Source organism: Serratia sp. CY37869, assembly GCF_052168895.1.
GTDB lineage: Bacteria > Pseudomonadota > Gammaproteobacteria > Enterobacterales > Enterobacteriaceae > Serratia > Serratia ureilytica.
Genome location: NZ_JBJNLU010000001.1, coordinates 1,453,693 through 1,470,556, shown reverse-complemented (window position 1 = coordinate 1,470,556; position 16,864 = coordinate 1,453,693). Strand labels below are relative to the sequence as shown.

Genomic DNA, 16,864 nt, shown 5'->3' with positions numbered 1-16,864 from the left:
TCAACCATGTTCATCATAATGTTCGATTGTTCATTTTAATGATTAAGCGACTTCACCACAAGCACGGTCAGGCCGCGAGGGAAACGACATGAAAACGAAAACGCGCGGCGCAGTGCAAATGATCCTCGCCATGACGATCTCCGGCACCGTCGGTTGGCCGGTGATCGTGTTAGGGCAGCCGCCCGCCACGGTGGTGTTTTGGCGCTGCGCGTTCGGCGCGCTGGCGATGCTGGCCACCTGCGCCGCGCTTGGGCAACTGAAATCAGGCGCCATCAACCGGCGGCAGCTGGCTTTCGCCGTCCTGGGGGGCCTCGCGCTGGTGCTCAACTGGACGCTATTGTTTGCCGCCTATGCGCATGCCTCGATCGCTGTCGCCACCGTGACCTACCATGTTCAACCGTTTATGTTGGTGGCGCTGGGAGCGCTGCTGTTCGGCGAAAAACTGACGGCTAATCGGCTGGGCTGGCTTCTGCTGGCGTTCGCCGGGATGGTGTTGATCGTCACCGGCCGGCAGAGCGGTGGCGGCGATGGCGACTATCTGCTGGGCGTGGCGCTGGCGCTCGGTGCGGCCCTGATGTACGCCCTGGCGGCAGCGATCGTCAAACAGCTGGCCGCGTTGCCGCCGCAGCTCATCGTGTTGATTCAACTGACCGTTGGCGCGGTGGCGATGGCGCCGTTCGCCGGTCTGGCCCACCTTCCCGCAGAACCGCTCGACTGGCTGCTGCTGGCGACCCTCGGCCTGGTGCATACCGGGGTGATGTCCACGTTGCTCTATGGCGCTATCCAGAAAATCCCCACCGCTCTGGTTGGCGCGCTGTCGTTTATCTACCCGGCAGTGGCGATCGTGGTGGACTGGGCGGCGTTCGGGCACCGTCTCAGCCTGCTGCAGCTGCTGGGCACGCTGGCGATCCTGGGCGCCGCGGCGGGCATGATGTTTTATAAACGCCATTCAATCTCAACAGCAGCCGAGCCTGCCGTCGTGAGACAGAAAAATAAATGAGCATAAACGAATGCCGAAGGCGTTTTATGTCTAACCTTATTATCGATGCCGCCACTCAGCCTATTTAATCCATTCTAATTATTAAGCATGAAAATAATTAGAATATTTACCTTGCGTGTGGAGAAATATCAATATGGGCAATACCGGTGAGACATTAATCAATGCCATCGTCAGCAATAATTCTCTGATGGCAATAAATAATTGCCCTGGCGTTCCCGCCCAAATGAGCCGGGCCGTTTATGGCAAAACGCAGGACGATAGCGGGGCCGGAACCACGATCGAAAATAACCGTGACATGCAAAAGAATATCAATATCGCGCTGGGGTTCTCTGGGGCGAACTCGGAAACCGCCGTTTGGCATTTCATGATTGGCCCGCCCGTCCACCATTTTGTGGTGATCCCCTGGTACCAGCATACGGCGCCGCACGGACGGGTTTACACCGTATTTATGGCCTACGAGAACCGGTATTCGGTTGGCGGCTATGTTCAACATACGCCGCCGGCGCCTTCTGCGGTGAAAGGCTACCGTACCGTCTGGAGCGTGACCGACCTGGGGCAGATGTTTAGCGATTTGTTGACCAGCGCCACGGCGTGGCAAACCTATTTCGGTGCGGTGGGCGCAGCGCAGGCCAATAAAATAACCTATTGGAAATATAAGGTAACGTCTTTAGATTCCGCCGTGGCCAACGTCAATAAATACCGCTAATCCCATCCGGCGGGCAAGCTATGCACAATAAGGCATTCGTCTTGCGCCCGGCGCGGTGCTATTTATTTAAACCGTGTAGGGTAGAAGGAGTGTTCTATGTGGCATCACCGCCTGCAACGGCGCATCCGTTTCAGTTACTGGAACGAACTGTGCGTCATAAAAAAATAAGGGAAGGCGCAAGCCTTCCCTTTTGTCATTCACCGTTCAGCTCAGAAGCGATCGGTTTTCACCACCTCGTCGAACGGCAGCTTGCCGATGCGCGGGTAAGGTTGCCCCGCCGCCTTGCCGATAGCGACCATCAGCGCGATCTGATAATGCGCCGGCTTATTGATAATCTCGCCCACCGCGTCGAAATCAAAACCGTCCATCGGGCAAGAGTCGTAGCCCTGCGCCTTGGCCGCCAGCATCAACGTCTGGGCGAAGATGCCGCTGCTGCGCATCACTTCGTCGCGCTGCACCTGCGGTTTACCGCGATAATACTGATCGACGGCCGGGATCATGAACTGCTGCACCGGCTCCGCCGCGTCGGCCCAAACGGTTTTTACCTTCGATTCCCAACTCGACAGATCGCCGCACAGCACGACCAGCATCGACGCGTCGGTCACCTGCGCCTGCCCCCACGCCGCCTCGCGAATTTTCTCGCGCTGCGCGCGATCTTCGATCAGCAGCGGGCGCCAGTGCTGCAGGTTAAACGCGCTAGGAGCGCCCTGCAGCGCAATGTTCAACAGCGCTTTTTTCTCTTCGAGCGTCATCACGTGCTGCGTATCGAACTGCTTGGTGGCGCGGCGTTGGCGGATCGCGTCTAACGTATTCATTTTACTGCCTCTGTCCATGTGAAAAGGTCTATTGTCGTCAACGCGGCGCGGCTGTCCAGCCCCAGGCGGCTATTTCTGCGCGGTTTCGGCGCGCAAACGGCTGACCTGCGCCGCCAATTCCGGCCACGGCGCCTGACCGGCGTAATGCTGCCGCAGGTAGTTGAGCAGGATGGCGATCTGCGCGTCATTCAGGTTATGGCGAAAGCCCGGCATATAGCCCAGCTCGGCGTTCGCCGGCCGCTGTATGCCGTCCAGCACCACGCGAATGGCGTTGTCCGGCGCGTCGGCGAACAGGTTGGTGTTCAGCGCCAGAGACGGCCGCACCCCCGCCATCTGCGCGCCTTTTTCCTGCGCATGGCAAGCCATGCAGGCGCCGGAAAACAGCCGCGCCCCTGCCGAACTCAGAGGCTCCACCTGGCGCTCCGCCTGAGCGTTTAACGTTGTCGCCGTAGCGCCCGCCGCCGTTTCAGGATGATAGCTGCGCAGATAGACGGCGATCGCCTGCAGATCGGCCTGCGGCAAGCGCGACAGCCCTTCTTCGATCACCGGCGCCATCGGGCCGGCGGCGACGCCGTGGTTGGCCGAGTAGCCGGTGCGCATGAAATCGACCAGATCCTGCTGCGTCCACGCGAGCGGCGCGGGCGAGCGGCCGGTCAACGCCGGCGCCGTCCATCCCTCCGCCACGCCGCCGGCCAGGTGCTCGCCGCCGGTTTTCTCGCCGAACAACACGTTGCGCGGCGAGTGGCAGGCGCTGCAGTGCCCCAGCCCTTCGACCAGGTACGCGCCGCGGTTCCAGTCGGCGCTTTGGGTCGCCTGTTCCGGCATCGCGCCCGGCGTCAGGAACAGCAGGTTCCAGGCAAAGATGCCCTGGCGAATGTTGAACGGAAAGTGCAGATCGGTGGCCGGCGGCCGGTACTTGACCGGCGGCTGCGACATCAGATAGGCATACAGCGCCTGCAGATCGTCGTCGCGGGTGCGGGTAAAGGCGGTATAGGGAAACGCCGGATAGAGATAGCGGCCCTGGCGATCGACGCCGTGGCGCATGGCGCGTTCGAACGCCGCGTAGCTCCAGCTGCCGATGCCGGTTTCCACGTCCGGCGTGATGTTGGTGGTGTAAATGGTGCCGAAGGGGATCTCCATCGCCAACCCGCCGGTGTTGCGCTCGCCGCCCGCACGGGTGTGGCACACGGCGCAGTCGCCGAGATCGGCCAACGTTTTGCCGCGCGCGATCTGCGTCTCGCTGAAACTGTGGGTCGCATCGGCGGCGAGCGGCGCAATCTCCGGCTGCCAACTGGCGACCACGCCGGCGACCACAACGGCGATCACCGTGACGCCGCCCCACCCGACGATTTTTTTCATCTTACTCATCTTTGCTGTCCTTGTTCGTTACGGGGGGTTAATGGCCGGCCTGAGCGCGCAGCGCGGCGAGCACCCGCGCCGGTGTGAACGGCACCTCGCGCAGGCGCACGCCGAGGGCGTCAAACAGCGCGTTGCCGATCGCCGCCGCACTCGGCACCGAGGCGGACTCTCCTGCGCCCATCGGCGCTTCGTCCGGGCGGTCGATCAGTTGGATATCGATCTGCGGCAATTCGTCAAAGCGCAGGATCGGATAGCCGCCCCAGTCCAATGACGTCACACCCGACGCGTTGAAGGTCACAAACTCTTTCAGCACCCGGCTGGCGGATTGGATAATGTTGCCGTGCACCTGATGGCGCACCCCGGCCGGATTGATCATCCGGCCGCAATCATGCGCCACGAAGACTTTATTGAGCGTGATCTGCCCGGAAAGGCGATTGACGCTGAGATCGCACACCCAGGCCGCCCAGGCGGCGCCGAAGCCGGGGAATTTGCTGTGGAAATAGCGCGCATAGGCGAAGCCGCGGCCACTCACCACTTCGGCCCCGGCGGCGCGCGAGCGGTGCGCCGGGCCGTCTTGCCAGTTAGCCTGGCGCTTCAGGGCCTCAATCAAGGCCACCGCGCGCGGATCGTTCAGGTAACGCAGGCGAAACGCGATCGGATCCTCGCCGGCGCGCCAGGCCAGCTCGTCGATCCAGGATTCATGGGCGAACACGTTGGGCAGCGCCGAAACGCCGCGCATCCACGACGCCCGCACGATCGGCGCGGCGTCCTGACAGATCACCCGCATGTGCGGATACGCGTATTGCGGAATGGCGGTGCGATCGCCCATCTGTTGCACGTCGGCCCGGTTGGCCACCTTGCCGGTCAACACCAGCGGCAAGGTCACCGCATTGTTGGAGGGATAGCTGGTTTTCAACTCGTAAGCCGCCACCCGATTTTGCGCGTCGAGGCCGCCGCGCACCCGGATCAGTTGGCCGGTGCCCTTCGGCTCCCAGCCGGATTCCTGTTCACGCATCAGCTGCACCCGCACCGGGCGGCCGGTGGCCCGCGCCAACAGCGCCGCGTCCGCCGAGACGTCGTCGGCGCAGTTGCGGCCATAGCAGCCGGAGGCTTCCATGCGGGTGATGTGCACCTGCTCAGACGGCAGCTCGAGCAGCCTGGCGATATCTTTGCGCAGATCGTGCGGGTTTTGCGTGCCGGACCACACCTGCGCCCGCCCGTCTTTGACCTCCGCTACCGCGCAGGAGGGGCCGATCGAGGCGTGCTGATGGTAAGGCCAGACATAGTCCGCCCGCACTTCGGTATGCAGCAATGCCAACGCCTCGTCCGTGCCCGCATCATCGCGCAGCACGCGGTCGGTTTTCGGGTTGGCTTCCAGCGCGGCGGGCAGCGCCTCCGGCGACAGGTCCGGCAGGCCGGCCCAGGGTTTCCATTCGGTTTTCAGCCGGCGCATGGCGGCGATCGCCTGCTCTTCGCGCTCGGCCACAATGCCGATGAAATCGTTGATCACCACCAGTTTCACGATGCCCGGCAGGTGCGCGATCGAACTTTCATCCACCGACAACAGGCCGCCGCCCAGCGGCGCGCTGCTGTCGGCGCCTGCGTAAGGCGGGCGCGCCACCCGGCCATGCAGCATGCCGGGCAAGCGCAGGTCGTGCACGTAGGTCAGCCCCCCGCTGACCTTGGCCGGAATATCGACCCGGGCGACGGCGCGGCCGACATAGCGGCCCTGCTGTTCACCGTTCAGCGGCACGTTTTTATCCAGCGTCACATGCAGATTTTGCCCGCTCGCCAGCTGCGCATAGCTCAAGGAACGCCCCGGGTGCTTGGTCACAAACACCTGTCCCGCCGCCGCCGTCAGCTGGTCGGCCGGCAGTTCGAAGGCTTTGGCCGCCAGCGCCGTCAGCATATGTCGCACCTGCGCCGCCGCCTGCCGCAGCGGCACCGACGTGACCTGGATGGTGGCGCTGGCGATGGTCGGCCCCTGATCCGGCGTGCGTTGCGTATCGCCGAGGATCATCGTGACGTGCTCGAACGGCACGCAAATTTCGTCGGCGACGATCTGCGCCAGCGCGGTGCGAATGCCGGTGCCGAGATCGACATGGCCATTGAAGGCCGTCACCCGGCCGTCGGCGGTGAGGCTGATAAAGCTGTCCACCCGATCCAGCGGCAGATCGGCAGGCGATGCAACCGTCTCGGCGGCGAAGGCGTTAAACGGCGCGGGCAGCAGACTGCTGACCATCACCACACCGCCGGCTTGCAGCAACTGTCGGCGGGTTAGTTCGAGGTGGCTCATGCTTGCCTCCGCGCAGCCAGCAGATCGCGGGCGCGCTCGGCGGCGCGCAAGATCTCAAGGTGGGTGCCGCAGCGGCACAGGTTGTAGGCCAGCTCTTTCTTGATGGTTTGTTCATCTGCATCCGGCTCGCGTTCGAACAACGCGACCAGCGTCATGATCATACCGTTGGCGCAGTAACCGCACTGCGCCGCCTGCTCATCGATAAACCCCTGCTGAACCGGATGCAGCGCCTCCGGCGTGCCCAGGCCTTCCAGCGTGGTGACGGACTTGCTTCCTACGGCGGCCAGCGGCATTGAGCAAGAACGCGCGGCGACGCCGTCGATCAGCACCGTGCAGGCGCCGCACTCCCCCAGGCCGCAGCCATATTTGGGGCCATTCAAGTGCAGATCGTTGCGTAAAACGTACAGCAGCGGCGTGTCGGGCGCGAGATTGCCGAGCGGAACCACCCGGCCATTAACGTTGATTTCCATGGTGAAACTATCCCTTAAACAAACGGATTTAATCCGTAACATCACTGCGGTGAATAATTGAGCAGCGTGCTAATAATTATCATCAAAAGACTTGACGATGTTAAGGGAATGTAGCCGCCATGGCTTTAACGAAAAGTGGGTATTTTCTATAAATTTCCGATAGATAAGCGCGCTTTTATGATTGCCGCCCGTGATTATTGTCGATCGCCAGTCCGGCCTCGGCGCCGTCGACCAACAGCCGCACCCCGGCTTCGAACAACGCATCCGCGCCCTTCTCCTGCAATGTTTCCCAGCCTTGGCACAGCAGCGGATAACGGCGGCGGTCGGCGTCATTGAGCGGATCGTCAGGCTGCATTTGCTGTTCCTCCAGCACCCAGCCCACCACGAAACGCCCGACGGCGAACAGCAGGTTTACCGCGCGCTCCGGCGTCAACCCCGCCCGGCACAGCAGCGCCACCTTGGCCTCAATGACGGCGAATTGCGGCTCCTGCGGCCGGGTGCCGGCATGCAGACGCGCGCCGTCGCGGTAAGCCAGCAGCGCCCGACGGAAGTTGCCGGCATTGGTGACAACCCAATCCTGCCAGGGCATGTCGGCGGGCACCTCTTCACGGTGATCCAGCATGATGGTTTCCGCCATCGCCTTCAGCAGCTCGGCCTTGTTCTTGAAATGCCAATAGAGCGTGGGAGATTGCACGCCCAAATGTTGCGCCAGGCGGCGGGTGCTCAGGGCATCGATGCCGATGTCGTTCAGCAACGCCAGCGCCCCGCGCAGGACGGTTTCTCGCGTTAAACGTGTCGCAGTATTTTTTTCGCTCATCTCTCTATCACTGATAGGGTAACTGTGGAATACTCAATACTCTATCACTGTTAGAGTCACAATTTTGAAAAAACCCATGCTGGTTATTTTGTTGACGGTGTTGCTGGATGCGGTGGGCATCGGTCTGATCATGCCGATTCTGCCGGCGTTGTTACGTTCGCTGGGCGGTCTTGACGCCGGCAGCCTGCACTACGGCGCCCTGCTGGCGGCCTATGCGTTAATGCAATTTCTGTTCTCGCCGATCCTCGGCGCGCTGAGCGATCGTTTCGGCCGGCGGCCGGTGCTGCTCATCTCGCTCGCCGGCGCGGCGGCCGACTATCTGCTGATGGCGTTCGCGCCGACGCTGGCCTGGCTCTATCTGGGCCGGTTGCTGGCGGGCATCACCGGCGCCAACATGGCGGTCGCCACCGCTTACGTCACCGACATTACGCCGGCCGGTCAACGCGCGCGGCGTTTCGGCCTGGTGGGCGCGGTATTCGGCGTCGGTTTTATCGTCGGCCCGCTGCTCGGCGGTTCGCTAGGCGAGTGGCATCTGCATGCGCCCTTCCTGGCGGCGGCGGCGATGAACGCCGTCAACCTGGCGATGGCGTTTTTCCTGCTGCCGGAATCGCGTAAACCGCGCGCCCGCGCCGCCGAGAAAATCCGCCTCAATCCCTTTTCGTCATTGCGACGGCTGCACGGCAAGCCTGGCCTGCTGCCGCTGGTCGGCATTTACCTGATCATGGCGCTGGTTTCGCAGGCGCCGGCCACATTGTGGATTTTATACGGTCAGGATCGTTTCGGCTGGAGCATGATGGTGGCGGGCCTGTCGCTGGCCGGTTACGGCGCCTGCCATGCGCTGTCGCAGGCCTTCGCCATCGGCCCGCTGGTCGCGCGGCTCGGCGAACGCCAGGCGCTGCTGATCGGCCTGGCCGCCGACGCAATGGGCCTGGCGCTGCTGTCGATCGCCACGCGCGGCTGGGCACCTTTCGCCTTGCTGCCGTTCTTCGCGGCGGGCGGTATGGCGCTGCCCGCGCTGCAGGCGTTAATGGCGCAAAAGGTGGACGACGATCATCAGGGCGAGCTGCAAGGGACGCTGGCCAGCATGGGCAGCCTGATCGGCGTCGCGGGGCCACTGGTGGCGACGGCGCTGTACGCTGCCACGCGCGATGTCTGGCCGGGCCTGGTCTGGGCGTTGGCCGCCGCCCTCTATCTGTTGGTTCCGCTGTTGCTGGCGCGTTCGCGCGAGCGTGACGCGGCATAACGTCGAGCTCACCCTCTCCCGCTTAAGCTGATTTATGGCTAAGCAAGGCATTATTCAGCATAAGCGGGCGCTTTACACGCCACTGCGCCGCTCATTATCATCGCCCTTATCCCGCCGCAGGAAAATTTAAATGCCGTTTCATGGCGTTACGCCCAGCGCGTCATCGCTACCGTTCACTTCGCCTATCGGAAAATCAGGATGAGAAAACTCACAACGCCGCTGATCGCCGCCCTGCTGCTCGGCCTGTTTAGCCTGCCGGCCGGCGCGCAGGAGAAACCGCAACAAATCACCATCGGTTACCAGAAAGCCAACATTTTTGCGCTGCTGAAATACCGCGGCACGCTGGAGAAAACCCTGGAGCCGCAGGGCGTCAAGGTTCGCTGGATAGAATTCCCCGCCGGCCCGCAGATGTTGGAAGGGTTGAACGTCGGCAGCATCGATCTGGCGGCGACCGGCGACGCCCCGCCGGCCTTCGCGCAAGCCGCCAAGGCCGATCTGGTTTATTTGGCGCATTCGCCGCCCAGCCCGAAAACCGAAGCCATCGTGGTGCCGCAGGATTCGGCGATCCGCTCCGTGGCAGATCTGAAAGGCAAACGCGTGGCGTTGAACAAAGGGTCGGACGTCAATTACCTGCTGGTGAGCGCGCTGGAACAGGCCGGCTTGAGCTACAAGGACATCACGCCGGTCTATCTGCCGCCGAGCGATGCCCGCGCCGCCTTCCAGCGCGGCAGCGTCGACGCCTGGGTGATTTGGGATCCCTACTACGCCGAGGTGGAAACCCATGCCAACGCCCGCCGGCTGAAAGACGCGGAAGGTCTGGTGCCGCACTACACCTTCTATCTCGCCAGCCGCCGCTTTGCCGAAACCTACCCGGACAGCGCCAAGCAGGTGATTCAACAGCTCGGCGCGCTGAGCGACTGGGCCAACGGCCATCCGCAGGAAGCGGCGGCGATCCTCGCTCAGAGCACCGGCCTGGATCAGGCGATTTGGGCCAGAGCCATCGCCCGCATGCCGTTCGGCAGCCAGCGCATGTCGCCGGAGGTGTTCAGACAGCAGCAGCAGTTGGCGGATAAATTCACCGCCATCGGACTGCTGCCGGGTAAGGTGGACGTCAACGCCGCCCGCTGGTCCGAAGATAAGCCCGAGGCGCCGTAGCCTTTGCCGCGCTTTGGCTTTAGAAAGCAGAAACCGGCATTTTGCCGCCGGAGTAAGCTGACCTATGCTAACCCTGTGTGATGAAACGCGTTTTCATGGCATGTCTTCCGGAACGTTTTGCTTTATTTGTTCGTCGTGAACCCTGGGCCGCCCCTGACTGGTGCGGCTTTTCTTTTTTGTTCGGCAGTGCCAGCAGCGGGGAATTTTGCTATGTTAACCCGCAGATACGCTTCCCGTTTTCAGCCGCCGGATCGACTCATGTTTACCCACAAAGCAATCGCCGCGCTCAACGCCCTGGAGCTGATGGTTTATAACTACGTCAGCAAACACAAGAATCAAGTGATGTACATGACCATCCGCGAACTGGCCGAGGCCGCCGGCGTCTCCACCACCACCGTGCTGCGATTTTGCAAAAAAATGGGGTGTGACGGCTATTCGGAATTTCGCATCCGTTTCAAACTGTATCTGGAGCAAACCGATGCGCCGCCGGTCGATTCCGGCATCGGCGAAATTCTCAGTTTTTTTAAAAGCGTCAGCAACGATGAATTTAATCAGCTGCTCGATGAAGCGGTGCGGCATATCGCCGCCGCCGAGCGAATTATTTTCGTCGGCATCAGCACCTCCGGCGCCCTGGGGAAATATGGCGCGCGTTTCTTTTCCAACGTCGGAAAATTCAGCACCCATATCGACGATCCTTATTATCCCGTCAACAGCGATATGTATAAAAGCGCAGTGGCGATCATGCTGTCGGTTTCCGGCGAAACCGAAGAAATCCTGCGGCTGGCCAGCCAGTTCAGCCTGCACCACTGTAAAATCATCAGCATCACCAACAACGAAACCTCTTCGCTGGCGCGGCTGGCTGACTTCAATCTGTCTTATCACGTCCCGCAACACTTGATCGGCGATCATCATAATATTACTACGCAAATCCCCGTGCTTTATATTATTGAAACCATCGGCAAGCGCCTGGGAAGAATGAACGCGATAAAATAAAACAGGCTGTTTTTTTATTGTGACAAATCACGTTTTACGGCGATTTGTTATATCGTGACATTTCTTTCGGTCTTGTTACTCTATTGGCAACGCGAACGTTATTACCCTTCATTAAATAAGATGAGACATTGACGATGAAACAGTTGCCGAAAGATTTTCTGTGGGGAGGCGCGGTCGCCGCGCACCAGGTTGAAGGCGGTTGGGATCAGGGCGGCAAAGGGCCAAGCATCGCCGACGTGCTGTCCGGCGGTTCGCACGGCGTGGATCGCGTGATGACCGACGGCGTGCTCGACGGCTATCGCTATCCCAACCACGAAGCGGTGGACTTCTACGGCCGCTACAAGCAGGACGTGGCGCTGTTCGCCGAGATGGGCTTCAAGTGTTTTCGTACCTCGATCGCCTGGACGCGCATTTTCCCGAACGGCGACGAAGCAACGCCGAACGAAGCCGGCCTGCAGTTTTACGACGACCTGTTCGACGAATTGCTGAAATACGGCATCCAGCCGGTGATCACCCTGTCCCACTTCGAAATGCCTTACCATTTGGTAAAAGCCTACGGCGGCTGGAAAAATCGCCGGGTGGTGGAGTTCTTCGTGCGCTTTAGCGAAGTGGTGATGCACCGCTACCGCGAAAAAGTGAAGTACTGGATGACCTTCAACGAAATCAACAACCAGAGCAACTACCGCTACCCGCTGTTCGGCTACTGCTGTTCCGGCGTGGACTATACCCAGGAAGACAACCCCGAGCAGACGCTGTACCAGGTGTTGCACCACCAGTTCGTCGCCAGCGCGCAGGTGGTCAAACTCGGCCATCAGATCAACCCGGAATTCAAGATCGGCTGCATGCTGGCCTGCGTGCCGTTCTACCCTTATTCCTGCAAGCCGGACGACGTGATGTACGCCGTGGAAGCGATGCACCAGCGCTATCTGTATACCGACGTGCAAATGCGCGGCTACTACCCCAGCTACCTGCTGCGTGACTGGGAACGCAAAGGGCTGAAGATCGAGATGCAGCCGCAGGATGCGCAGATCCTGCGCGAGGGCTGCACCGATTACATCGGCTTCAGCTATTACATGAGCAATGCGCTGCAGGCCAACGCGGTGGACGGCAGCGACGGCATGTTCGGCTTCCCGGGCAACGTGCCGAACCCGCACGTCAAAGCCTCCGACTGGGGCTGGCAGATCGATCCGGTCGGGCTGCGCTATTCGCTGAACGTGCTGTATGAACGTTACCAGAAGCCGCTGTTTATCGTGGAAAACGGCTTCGGCGCCTTCGACAAGGTGGAAGCGGATGGCCAGATCAACGATGACTATCGCATCGACTATCTGCGCGCCCATATCGAAGAGATGAAAAAAGCGGTGATTGAAGACGGCGTAGACCTGATCGGCTATACGCCGTGGGGCTGCATCGACTGCGTGTCGTTCACTACCGGCGAGTACAGCAAGCGCTACGGCTTCATCTACGTCGATAAACACGACGACGGCACCGGCACGCTGGAACGGTCGCGCAAGAAAAGCTTCGACTGGTATCGTCGGGTGATCGCCAGCAACGGCGAACAGCTGTAACCGCCGCAGCTCAGGGGCGGTGACGCCCCTTCTCGCCCATGCCGAACGGCATGGGCGTTTTCGCTTATATCGCCGGGAATGGCGCCCCGACATAATTTTCCGCCAGCATCGTCATGGCGCTGCGCGATTTCACCGTGTACTGCAACTCTGAGAGTTGCAGCCGGTGTTCGAAAGGCGTGTCTTCCCGCCGGGTGTGCAGCATGTGGGTCATCCACCAGGAAAAATGCTCGGCGCGCCAGACCCGCTGCAAGGCGGTGTCGCTGTAATCGTCCAGCCGTTGCCAGTCGCCTCGCCGGTAAAACGTCTCCAGCGCCTGGGACAACAGGCAAACATCGGCCATGGCCAGATTCAACCCTTTGGCGCCGGTCGGCGGCACGATATGCGCCGCGTCGCCCGCCAACAGCAGGCGCCGGTAGCGCATCGGTTCGGTAACGAAGCTGCGCATGCCCACCACGTTTTTCTGAAATATGCGGCCCTTTTTCAGCGTCCAGCCTTCATGGTTTTCCAGCCGCTGCTCCAACTCGCGCCAGATACGATCGTCCGACCATTGATCGACCTGTTCCGCAGGATCGCACTGAAAATACATGCGCTGCACGCCGGGCGAACGGGTGCTGATCAACGCAAAACCGCGCGGATGGCAGGCGTAGATCAGCTCTTCGCTGGACGGCGGCGCTTCGACCAGAATGCCGAACCAGCCGAACGGATAGGTGCGGGTGTAATCCTGCCGCAGCCCGCCGGGCATCGCCGCGCGGCTGATGCCGTGGAATCCGTCGCATCCGATGACAAAGTCGCAGCGCAGCCGGCGCGGCTGGTCGCCATGACGGTAGTGAACCTCGGGCTGCGCGCTGTCCAGCGCCTTCAATTCAACCTGCTCCACCTCGAAAAACAGATGGCCCTGCGCCGCCAGACGCGCGGCGATCAGGTCTTTCAAGACTTCGTGCTGGGCATAAACGGTGACGGCGCGCTCGGTCAATCCGGCCAGATCGATGCGGTGCTGCCGGCCGCCGAACGCCAAGCGGATCCCCTGATGCCGCGCCCCTTCCCGCCGCATCCGCTCCCCCAATCCGGTCTGCTCGAGCAGATCGACGGTCCCCTGTTCGAGCACCCCGGCGCGAATGGTCGATTCCACCGCCTCCCGGCTGCGCGTTTCCAACACCACCGATTCCACACCTTGCAGGTGCAGCAGATGGGACAACATCAAGCCGGCCGGACCGGCGCCGATGATCACAACCTGTGTGCGCATAGCATGACTCCCTCATAGCATTTTGTTGAGCGGCGCCGGCAGCGCCGGGTAGCCGCCGGAAAGGTGTTTGGCGAGCAGCGCCAGCGCCGCGATCAGCGCCGGGATGGCCAACAGCGTGAAAATGGTGCTGAACGACAGCTGCATCTGCATCAGCACGCCACCGCTCATCGCCCCCAGAATGCCGCCAAAACGCCCGAGACCGAGCATCCAGGCCACGCCGGTCGCCCGGCTCTGGGTGGGATAGAACCCGGCCGCCAGGGCCGGCATGGATGACTGGGCGCCGTTCATGCAGGTGCCGGCGATGAACACCGTGAGCGCCATCAGCAGCGGAGAGGTATAGACATAGCCGATGATGCCGACGAACAAACCGGTCAGCAAATAGCCGACGGCCACCACCTTGTGCGGGTTCATGCGATCCATCGACCAACCGATAATCAATACGCCGAGCCCCCCGCCGAGCGGAAACAGCGCGGTGATCAGCGACGCCTGCGTAACGGAGGCGCCGGTTTCACGGATCAGCAGCGGCAGCCAACTGGTCAGCAGATAGAAGATCATCAATCCCATGAAGTAAGTCAGACACAGCATCAACGTGCCCAGCAGATAGCGACGCGAAAAGATCATGCCCAGCGGCGACGCTGCCTTTACCAGCCCCTCTTCCTGCAACATGAAGTGCGGCGGCGGCGTCATTCGGATCGGCGCAATGCGCTTCAGCACCTTGGCGATGCGCTCTGCGGCATAGCCACGCGCGACCATGAAGCGCACGGATTCAGGCAAGGCGGCGATCAGGACCAGCGCCAGCAGCAACGGCATAACGCCGCCCAGCACCAGCACGCTCTGCCAGCCGAAATGCGGGATCAGCCAGGCGGAAGAAAAACCGCCCAGCGACGAACCGAGAGGGAAACCGCAAAACATCAGATTCACCATCAGGGCTCGGCAGCGCTGAGGGGCATATTCCGACATCAACGTGGCGGCGTTCGGCATGGCCGCCCCCAGTCCCAGCCCGGTCAAAAAACGCAGCAGCGTCAGCGCCGAAAGCGAGCCGGCGAAGGCGGTCAGCAGGCTGAAGCCGCCGAACAGCAGCAGCGAAATCACCAGCACTTTCTTGCGGCCGATGCGATCCGCCAACGGGCCGGCGGCCAACGCGCCTACCGCCAGACCGACCAGAGCGGCGCTCATTACCGGCCCCAGCGCGGTTTTGTCTATTCCCCACTCCTGCACCAGCGACGTGGCGATGAAGCCGATAATGGCGGTATCGAAACCGTCCAGCGCGACCGCCAAAAAACACAAAGCCAGTATCAACCACTGGTAGCGAGAAAATGGCTGGTTATCGATAAACCCTCGAATTTCTACGTTGTTATCATGCGGCATGGCTTGCTCCTCAGAGAGTGCGGCAAACCTCGCCGCACGGAACAGCCGGCTGCGAGCCGGCGAGAGGGTTAATTTGTGCGATTATCGGAATATAGTTCGTTAATCGACAATCAAATCAAACCACCCCACGGCAAATGCTTCAATATTGTTAAAAAAATAAGCGTGCGATAAACGAACATCAGAAAGCGGTAAATAAAATAATTTTATTTACTATTAATTGGATATGGAGATTTAAGCCGTGACTGCGGCATGGGGAGTTGTGATTTTGTTAACATTTTAAAAACATCATGAGCGCCCGGTCTGACGTTGACCCTGGGCCGGAGGGAACCGGCGCCTGTCAAACCGCGCTCGCCGCCTAAAAACAGGAAACGAGCGCAAGCCTCGGCGCTATTGACTCACGGCGCCGTTTGCGCGGCGGCGAGGTATTTCGCCATTTCCGCCGTCGGCACCATGCCGCCGCCGGTCGCCCATACCAGATGCGTCGCCTGGGCCAGGCTCTCCGCGCTCACGCCCTGCTCGCTGAGCTGCCGCGCGTGAGCGGCAACGCGCCACGGCCCGGGCATGCCGGCCAGGGCGGAGGGTTCCAGCTGGATATGCTCGTGCCTGTCCAACAGCCCGAGCAGCGCGAACATCTCTTCGTCGCTCAGGGTGTAAAACGCGCTCAGCAGGCGCTCCATCGCCCGGCCGACAAAACCGGAGGCGCGCCCCACCGCCAGTCCGTCCGCCGCCGTGCGGTTGTCGATGCCGAGATCTTGCACCGCAATGCCGTCATGCAACCCGCTGTAGACGCCGAGCAGCATGCAAGGGGAATGGGTCGGTTCGGCGAAAATGCAGTGAACATGATCGCCGAACGCCAGCTTGAGGCCAAAGGCGACTCCGCCCGGCCCGCCGCCGACGCCGCACGGCAGATAAACGAACAGCGGATGCTGCGCGTCCACCACGATACCCTGTTCGGCAAACTGCCGCTTCAGGCGGCCGCCAGCCACCGCGTAGCCGAGGAACAGGGTTTGCGAGTTTTCATCATCGATAAAGAAGCAACTCGGATCGTCCGCCGCCTGTTTGCGCCCTTGTTCGACCGCCACGCCGTAATCGTCGGCGTATTCCACCACCGTCACGCCATTGTCGCGCAGCTTCTGTTTTTTCCACGCCCGCGCGTCCGCCGACATGTGCACGCTGACGTCAAACCCCAACCGGGCGCTGATGATGCCGATGGATAATCCCAGATTGCCGGTCGATCCGACGGCGATGCGGTACTGGCTGAAGAATTGACGGAACTCGTCGGAAAACAGTCGGGCGTAGTCGTCGCCGATCTTTAGCAGCCCCGCCTCCAGCGCCAGTTTCTCCGCATGCGTCAGCACCTCATAGATGCCGCCGCGCGCCTTGATTGAGCCGGAAATCGGCAGATGGCTGTCCTTTTTCAACAGCAGGCGCCCGCCCAACGTCTGCCCATAGCGCCGATCCAACGCGAGCTGCATGGCCGGGATCGCCACCAGCTCGGATTCGATGATCCCCTTTGTCGGTTGGGTTTCCGGGAAGGCCGCGGCAAGATAAGGCGCGAAACGCGCCAGGCGCTGCTCCGCGTCGGCGACGTCGGCGGCGGTCAACCCGACGTGGGGCAACCCTGCGGCCAGCGTTGTCGCGCGCGGATTGAACCAGGTGATCGGCTCTAGCGCGACCATGCGTTGCAACAGCGGATGCTGGGCGACCCACGATAGGATCTGTGATTTCTGCATAAGTGTCCCTGACTGATGTTGGCGTTGCCGTCACCTTGCCGCGAACGCCGGCGGCTGACAAATGATAAATTCTGAGCTTGAGGTGCACTAGATTGATGCAA

The 16,864-nt window shown here is 61.3% G+C and carries 14 protein-coding genes; 6 read left to right on the top strand and 8 right to left on the bottom strand.

The features are described 5' to 3' along the window. Nucleotides 1–88: 88 nt before the first annotated feature. Both ACJ8J1_RS07070 and ACJ8J1_RS07065 read left to right on the top strand, forming a co-directional pair. A complete protein-coding gene (locus ACJ8J1_RS07070; protein ID WP_050594421.1) occupies nt 89–1,000 on the top strand; it encodes a DMT family transporter in 912 nt (303 codons plus the stop codon). 133 nt (nt 1,001–1,133) lie between these two features. After that, nucleotides 1,134–1,706, top strand: coding sequence for a hypothetical protein (locus ACJ8J1_RS07065; RefSeq protein ID WP_033643139.1), 573 nt, complete (start codon nt 1,134–1,136; stop codon nt 1,704–1,706). A 209-nt stretch (nt 1,707–1,915) separates the two neighbouring features. On the opposite strand, the gene ACJ8J1_RS07060 is transcribed toward ACJ8J1_RS07065, so the two are convergent. From ACJ8J1_RS07060 to tetR, 5 genes are all read right to left on the bottom strand, one after another. Next, on the bottom strand, nt 1,916–2,521 hold the full coding sequence (locus ACJ8J1_RS07060; protein ID WP_033643140.1) for a nitroreductase family protein: 606 nt from the start codon (nt 2,519–2,521) through the stop codon (nt 1,916–1,918). 69 nt (nt 2,522–2,590) lie between these two features. Next, on the bottom strand, nt 2,591–3,889 hold the full coding sequence (locus ACJ8J1_RS07055) for a c-type cytochrome (protein ID WP_033643141.1): 1,299 nt from the start codon (nt 3,887–3,889) through the stop codon (nt 2,591–2,593). A 28-nt stretch (nt 3,890–3,917) separates the two neighbouring features. Next, nucleotides 3,918–6,176, bottom strand: a complete 2,259-nt coding sequence (locus ACJ8J1_RS07050) for a xanthine dehydrogenase family protein molybdopterin-binding subunit (protein ID WP_033643142.1) — start codon at nt 6,174–6,176, stop codon at nt 3,918–3,920. Then, nucleotides 6,173–6,646 carry a (2Fe-2S)-binding protein gene (locus ACJ8J1_RS07045; RefSeq protein ID WP_033643143.1) on the bottom strand — a complete coding sequence of 158 codons (474 nt, stop codon included), beginning with the start codon at nt 6,644–6,646 and terminating at the stop codon, nt 6,173–6,175. Before ACJ8J1_RS07045 ends, ACJ8J1_RS07050 begins: the two co-directional genes overlap by 4 nt. A gap of 175 nt (nt 6,647–6,821) precedes the next feature. Continuing rightward, nucleotides 6,822–7,463 (bottom strand): tetracycline resistance transcriptional repressor TetR, encoded by a 642-nt coding sequence (tetR, locus tag ACJ8J1_RS07040; RefSeq protein WP_033643144.1) that lies wholly within the window; start codon nt 7,461–7,463, stop codon nt 6,822–6,824. Between the two features lie 64 nt (nt 7,464–7,527). Between tetR and tet(41) the strand changes: the two genes are divergently transcribed. The 4 genes from tet(41) (at nt 7,528) to ACJ8J1_RS07020 (ending at nt 12,419) form a co-directional block, all read left to right on the top strand. After that, nucleotides 7,528–8,706: a tetracycline efflux MFS transporter Tet(41) gene (gene tet(41) / locus ACJ8J1_RS07035; protein WP_069100141.1), complete on the top strand. Its 1,179-nt coding sequence runs from the start codon at nt 7,528–7,530 to the stop codon at nt 8,704–8,706. 198 nt (nt 8,707–8,904) lie between these two features. Then, nucleotides 8,905–9,861 carry a sulfonate ABC transporter substrate-binding protein gene (locus tag ACJ8J1_RS07030; RefSeq protein ID WP_033643146.1) on the top strand — a complete coding sequence of 319 codons (957 nt, stop codon included), beginning with the start codon at nt 8,905–8,907 and terminating at the stop codon, nt 9,859–9,861. Between the two features lie 258 nt (nt 9,862–10,119). Next, nucleotides 10,120–10,854, top strand: coding sequence for a MurR/RpiR family transcriptional regulator (locus ACJ8J1_RS07025; protein WP_033643147.1), 735 nt, complete (start codon nt 10,120–10,122; stop codon nt 10,852–10,854). A 128-nt stretch (nt 10,855–10,982) separates the two neighbouring features. Continuing rightward, nucleotides 10,983–12,419, top strand: a complete 1,437-nt coding sequence (locus tag ACJ8J1_RS07020; RefSeq protein ID WP_096242273.1) for a 6-phospho-beta-glucosidase — start codon at nt 10,983–10,985, stop codon at nt 12,417–12,419. Between the two features lie 64 nt (nt 12,420–12,483). On the opposite strand, the gene ACJ8J1_RS07015 is transcribed toward ACJ8J1_RS07020, so the two are convergent. The 3 genes from ACJ8J1_RS07015 to ACJ8J1_RS07005 all read right to left on the bottom strand — a co-directional run bounded on the left by ACJ8J1_RS07015 (nt 12,484) and on the right by ACJ8J1_RS07005 (nt 16,763). Then, nucleotides 12,484–13,662, bottom strand: coding sequence for a 4-hydroxybenzoate 3-monooxygenase (locus ACJ8J1_RS07015; protein ID WP_016927657.1), 1,179 nt, complete (start codon nt 13,660–13,662; stop codon nt 12,484–12,486). Between the two features lie 12 nt (nt 13,663–13,674). After that, the gene (locus ACJ8J1_RS07010) at nt 13,675–15,030 is read right to left on the bottom strand and encodes an aromatic acid/H+ symport family MFS transporter (protein ID WP_033643149.1); all 1,356 of its coding nucleotides are present in this window, start codon (nt 15,028–15,030) and stop codon (nt 13,675–13,677) included. A gap of 395 nt (nt 15,031–15,425) precedes the next feature. After that, nucleotides 15,426–16,763 carry a D-serine ammonia-lyase gene (locus tag ACJ8J1_RS07005; RefSeq protein WP_033643150.1) on the bottom strand — a complete coding sequence of 446 codons (1,338 nt, stop codon included), beginning with the start codon at nt 16,761–16,763 and terminating at the stop codon, nt 15,426–15,428. Nucleotides 16,764–16,864: the final 101 nt, after the last annotated feature.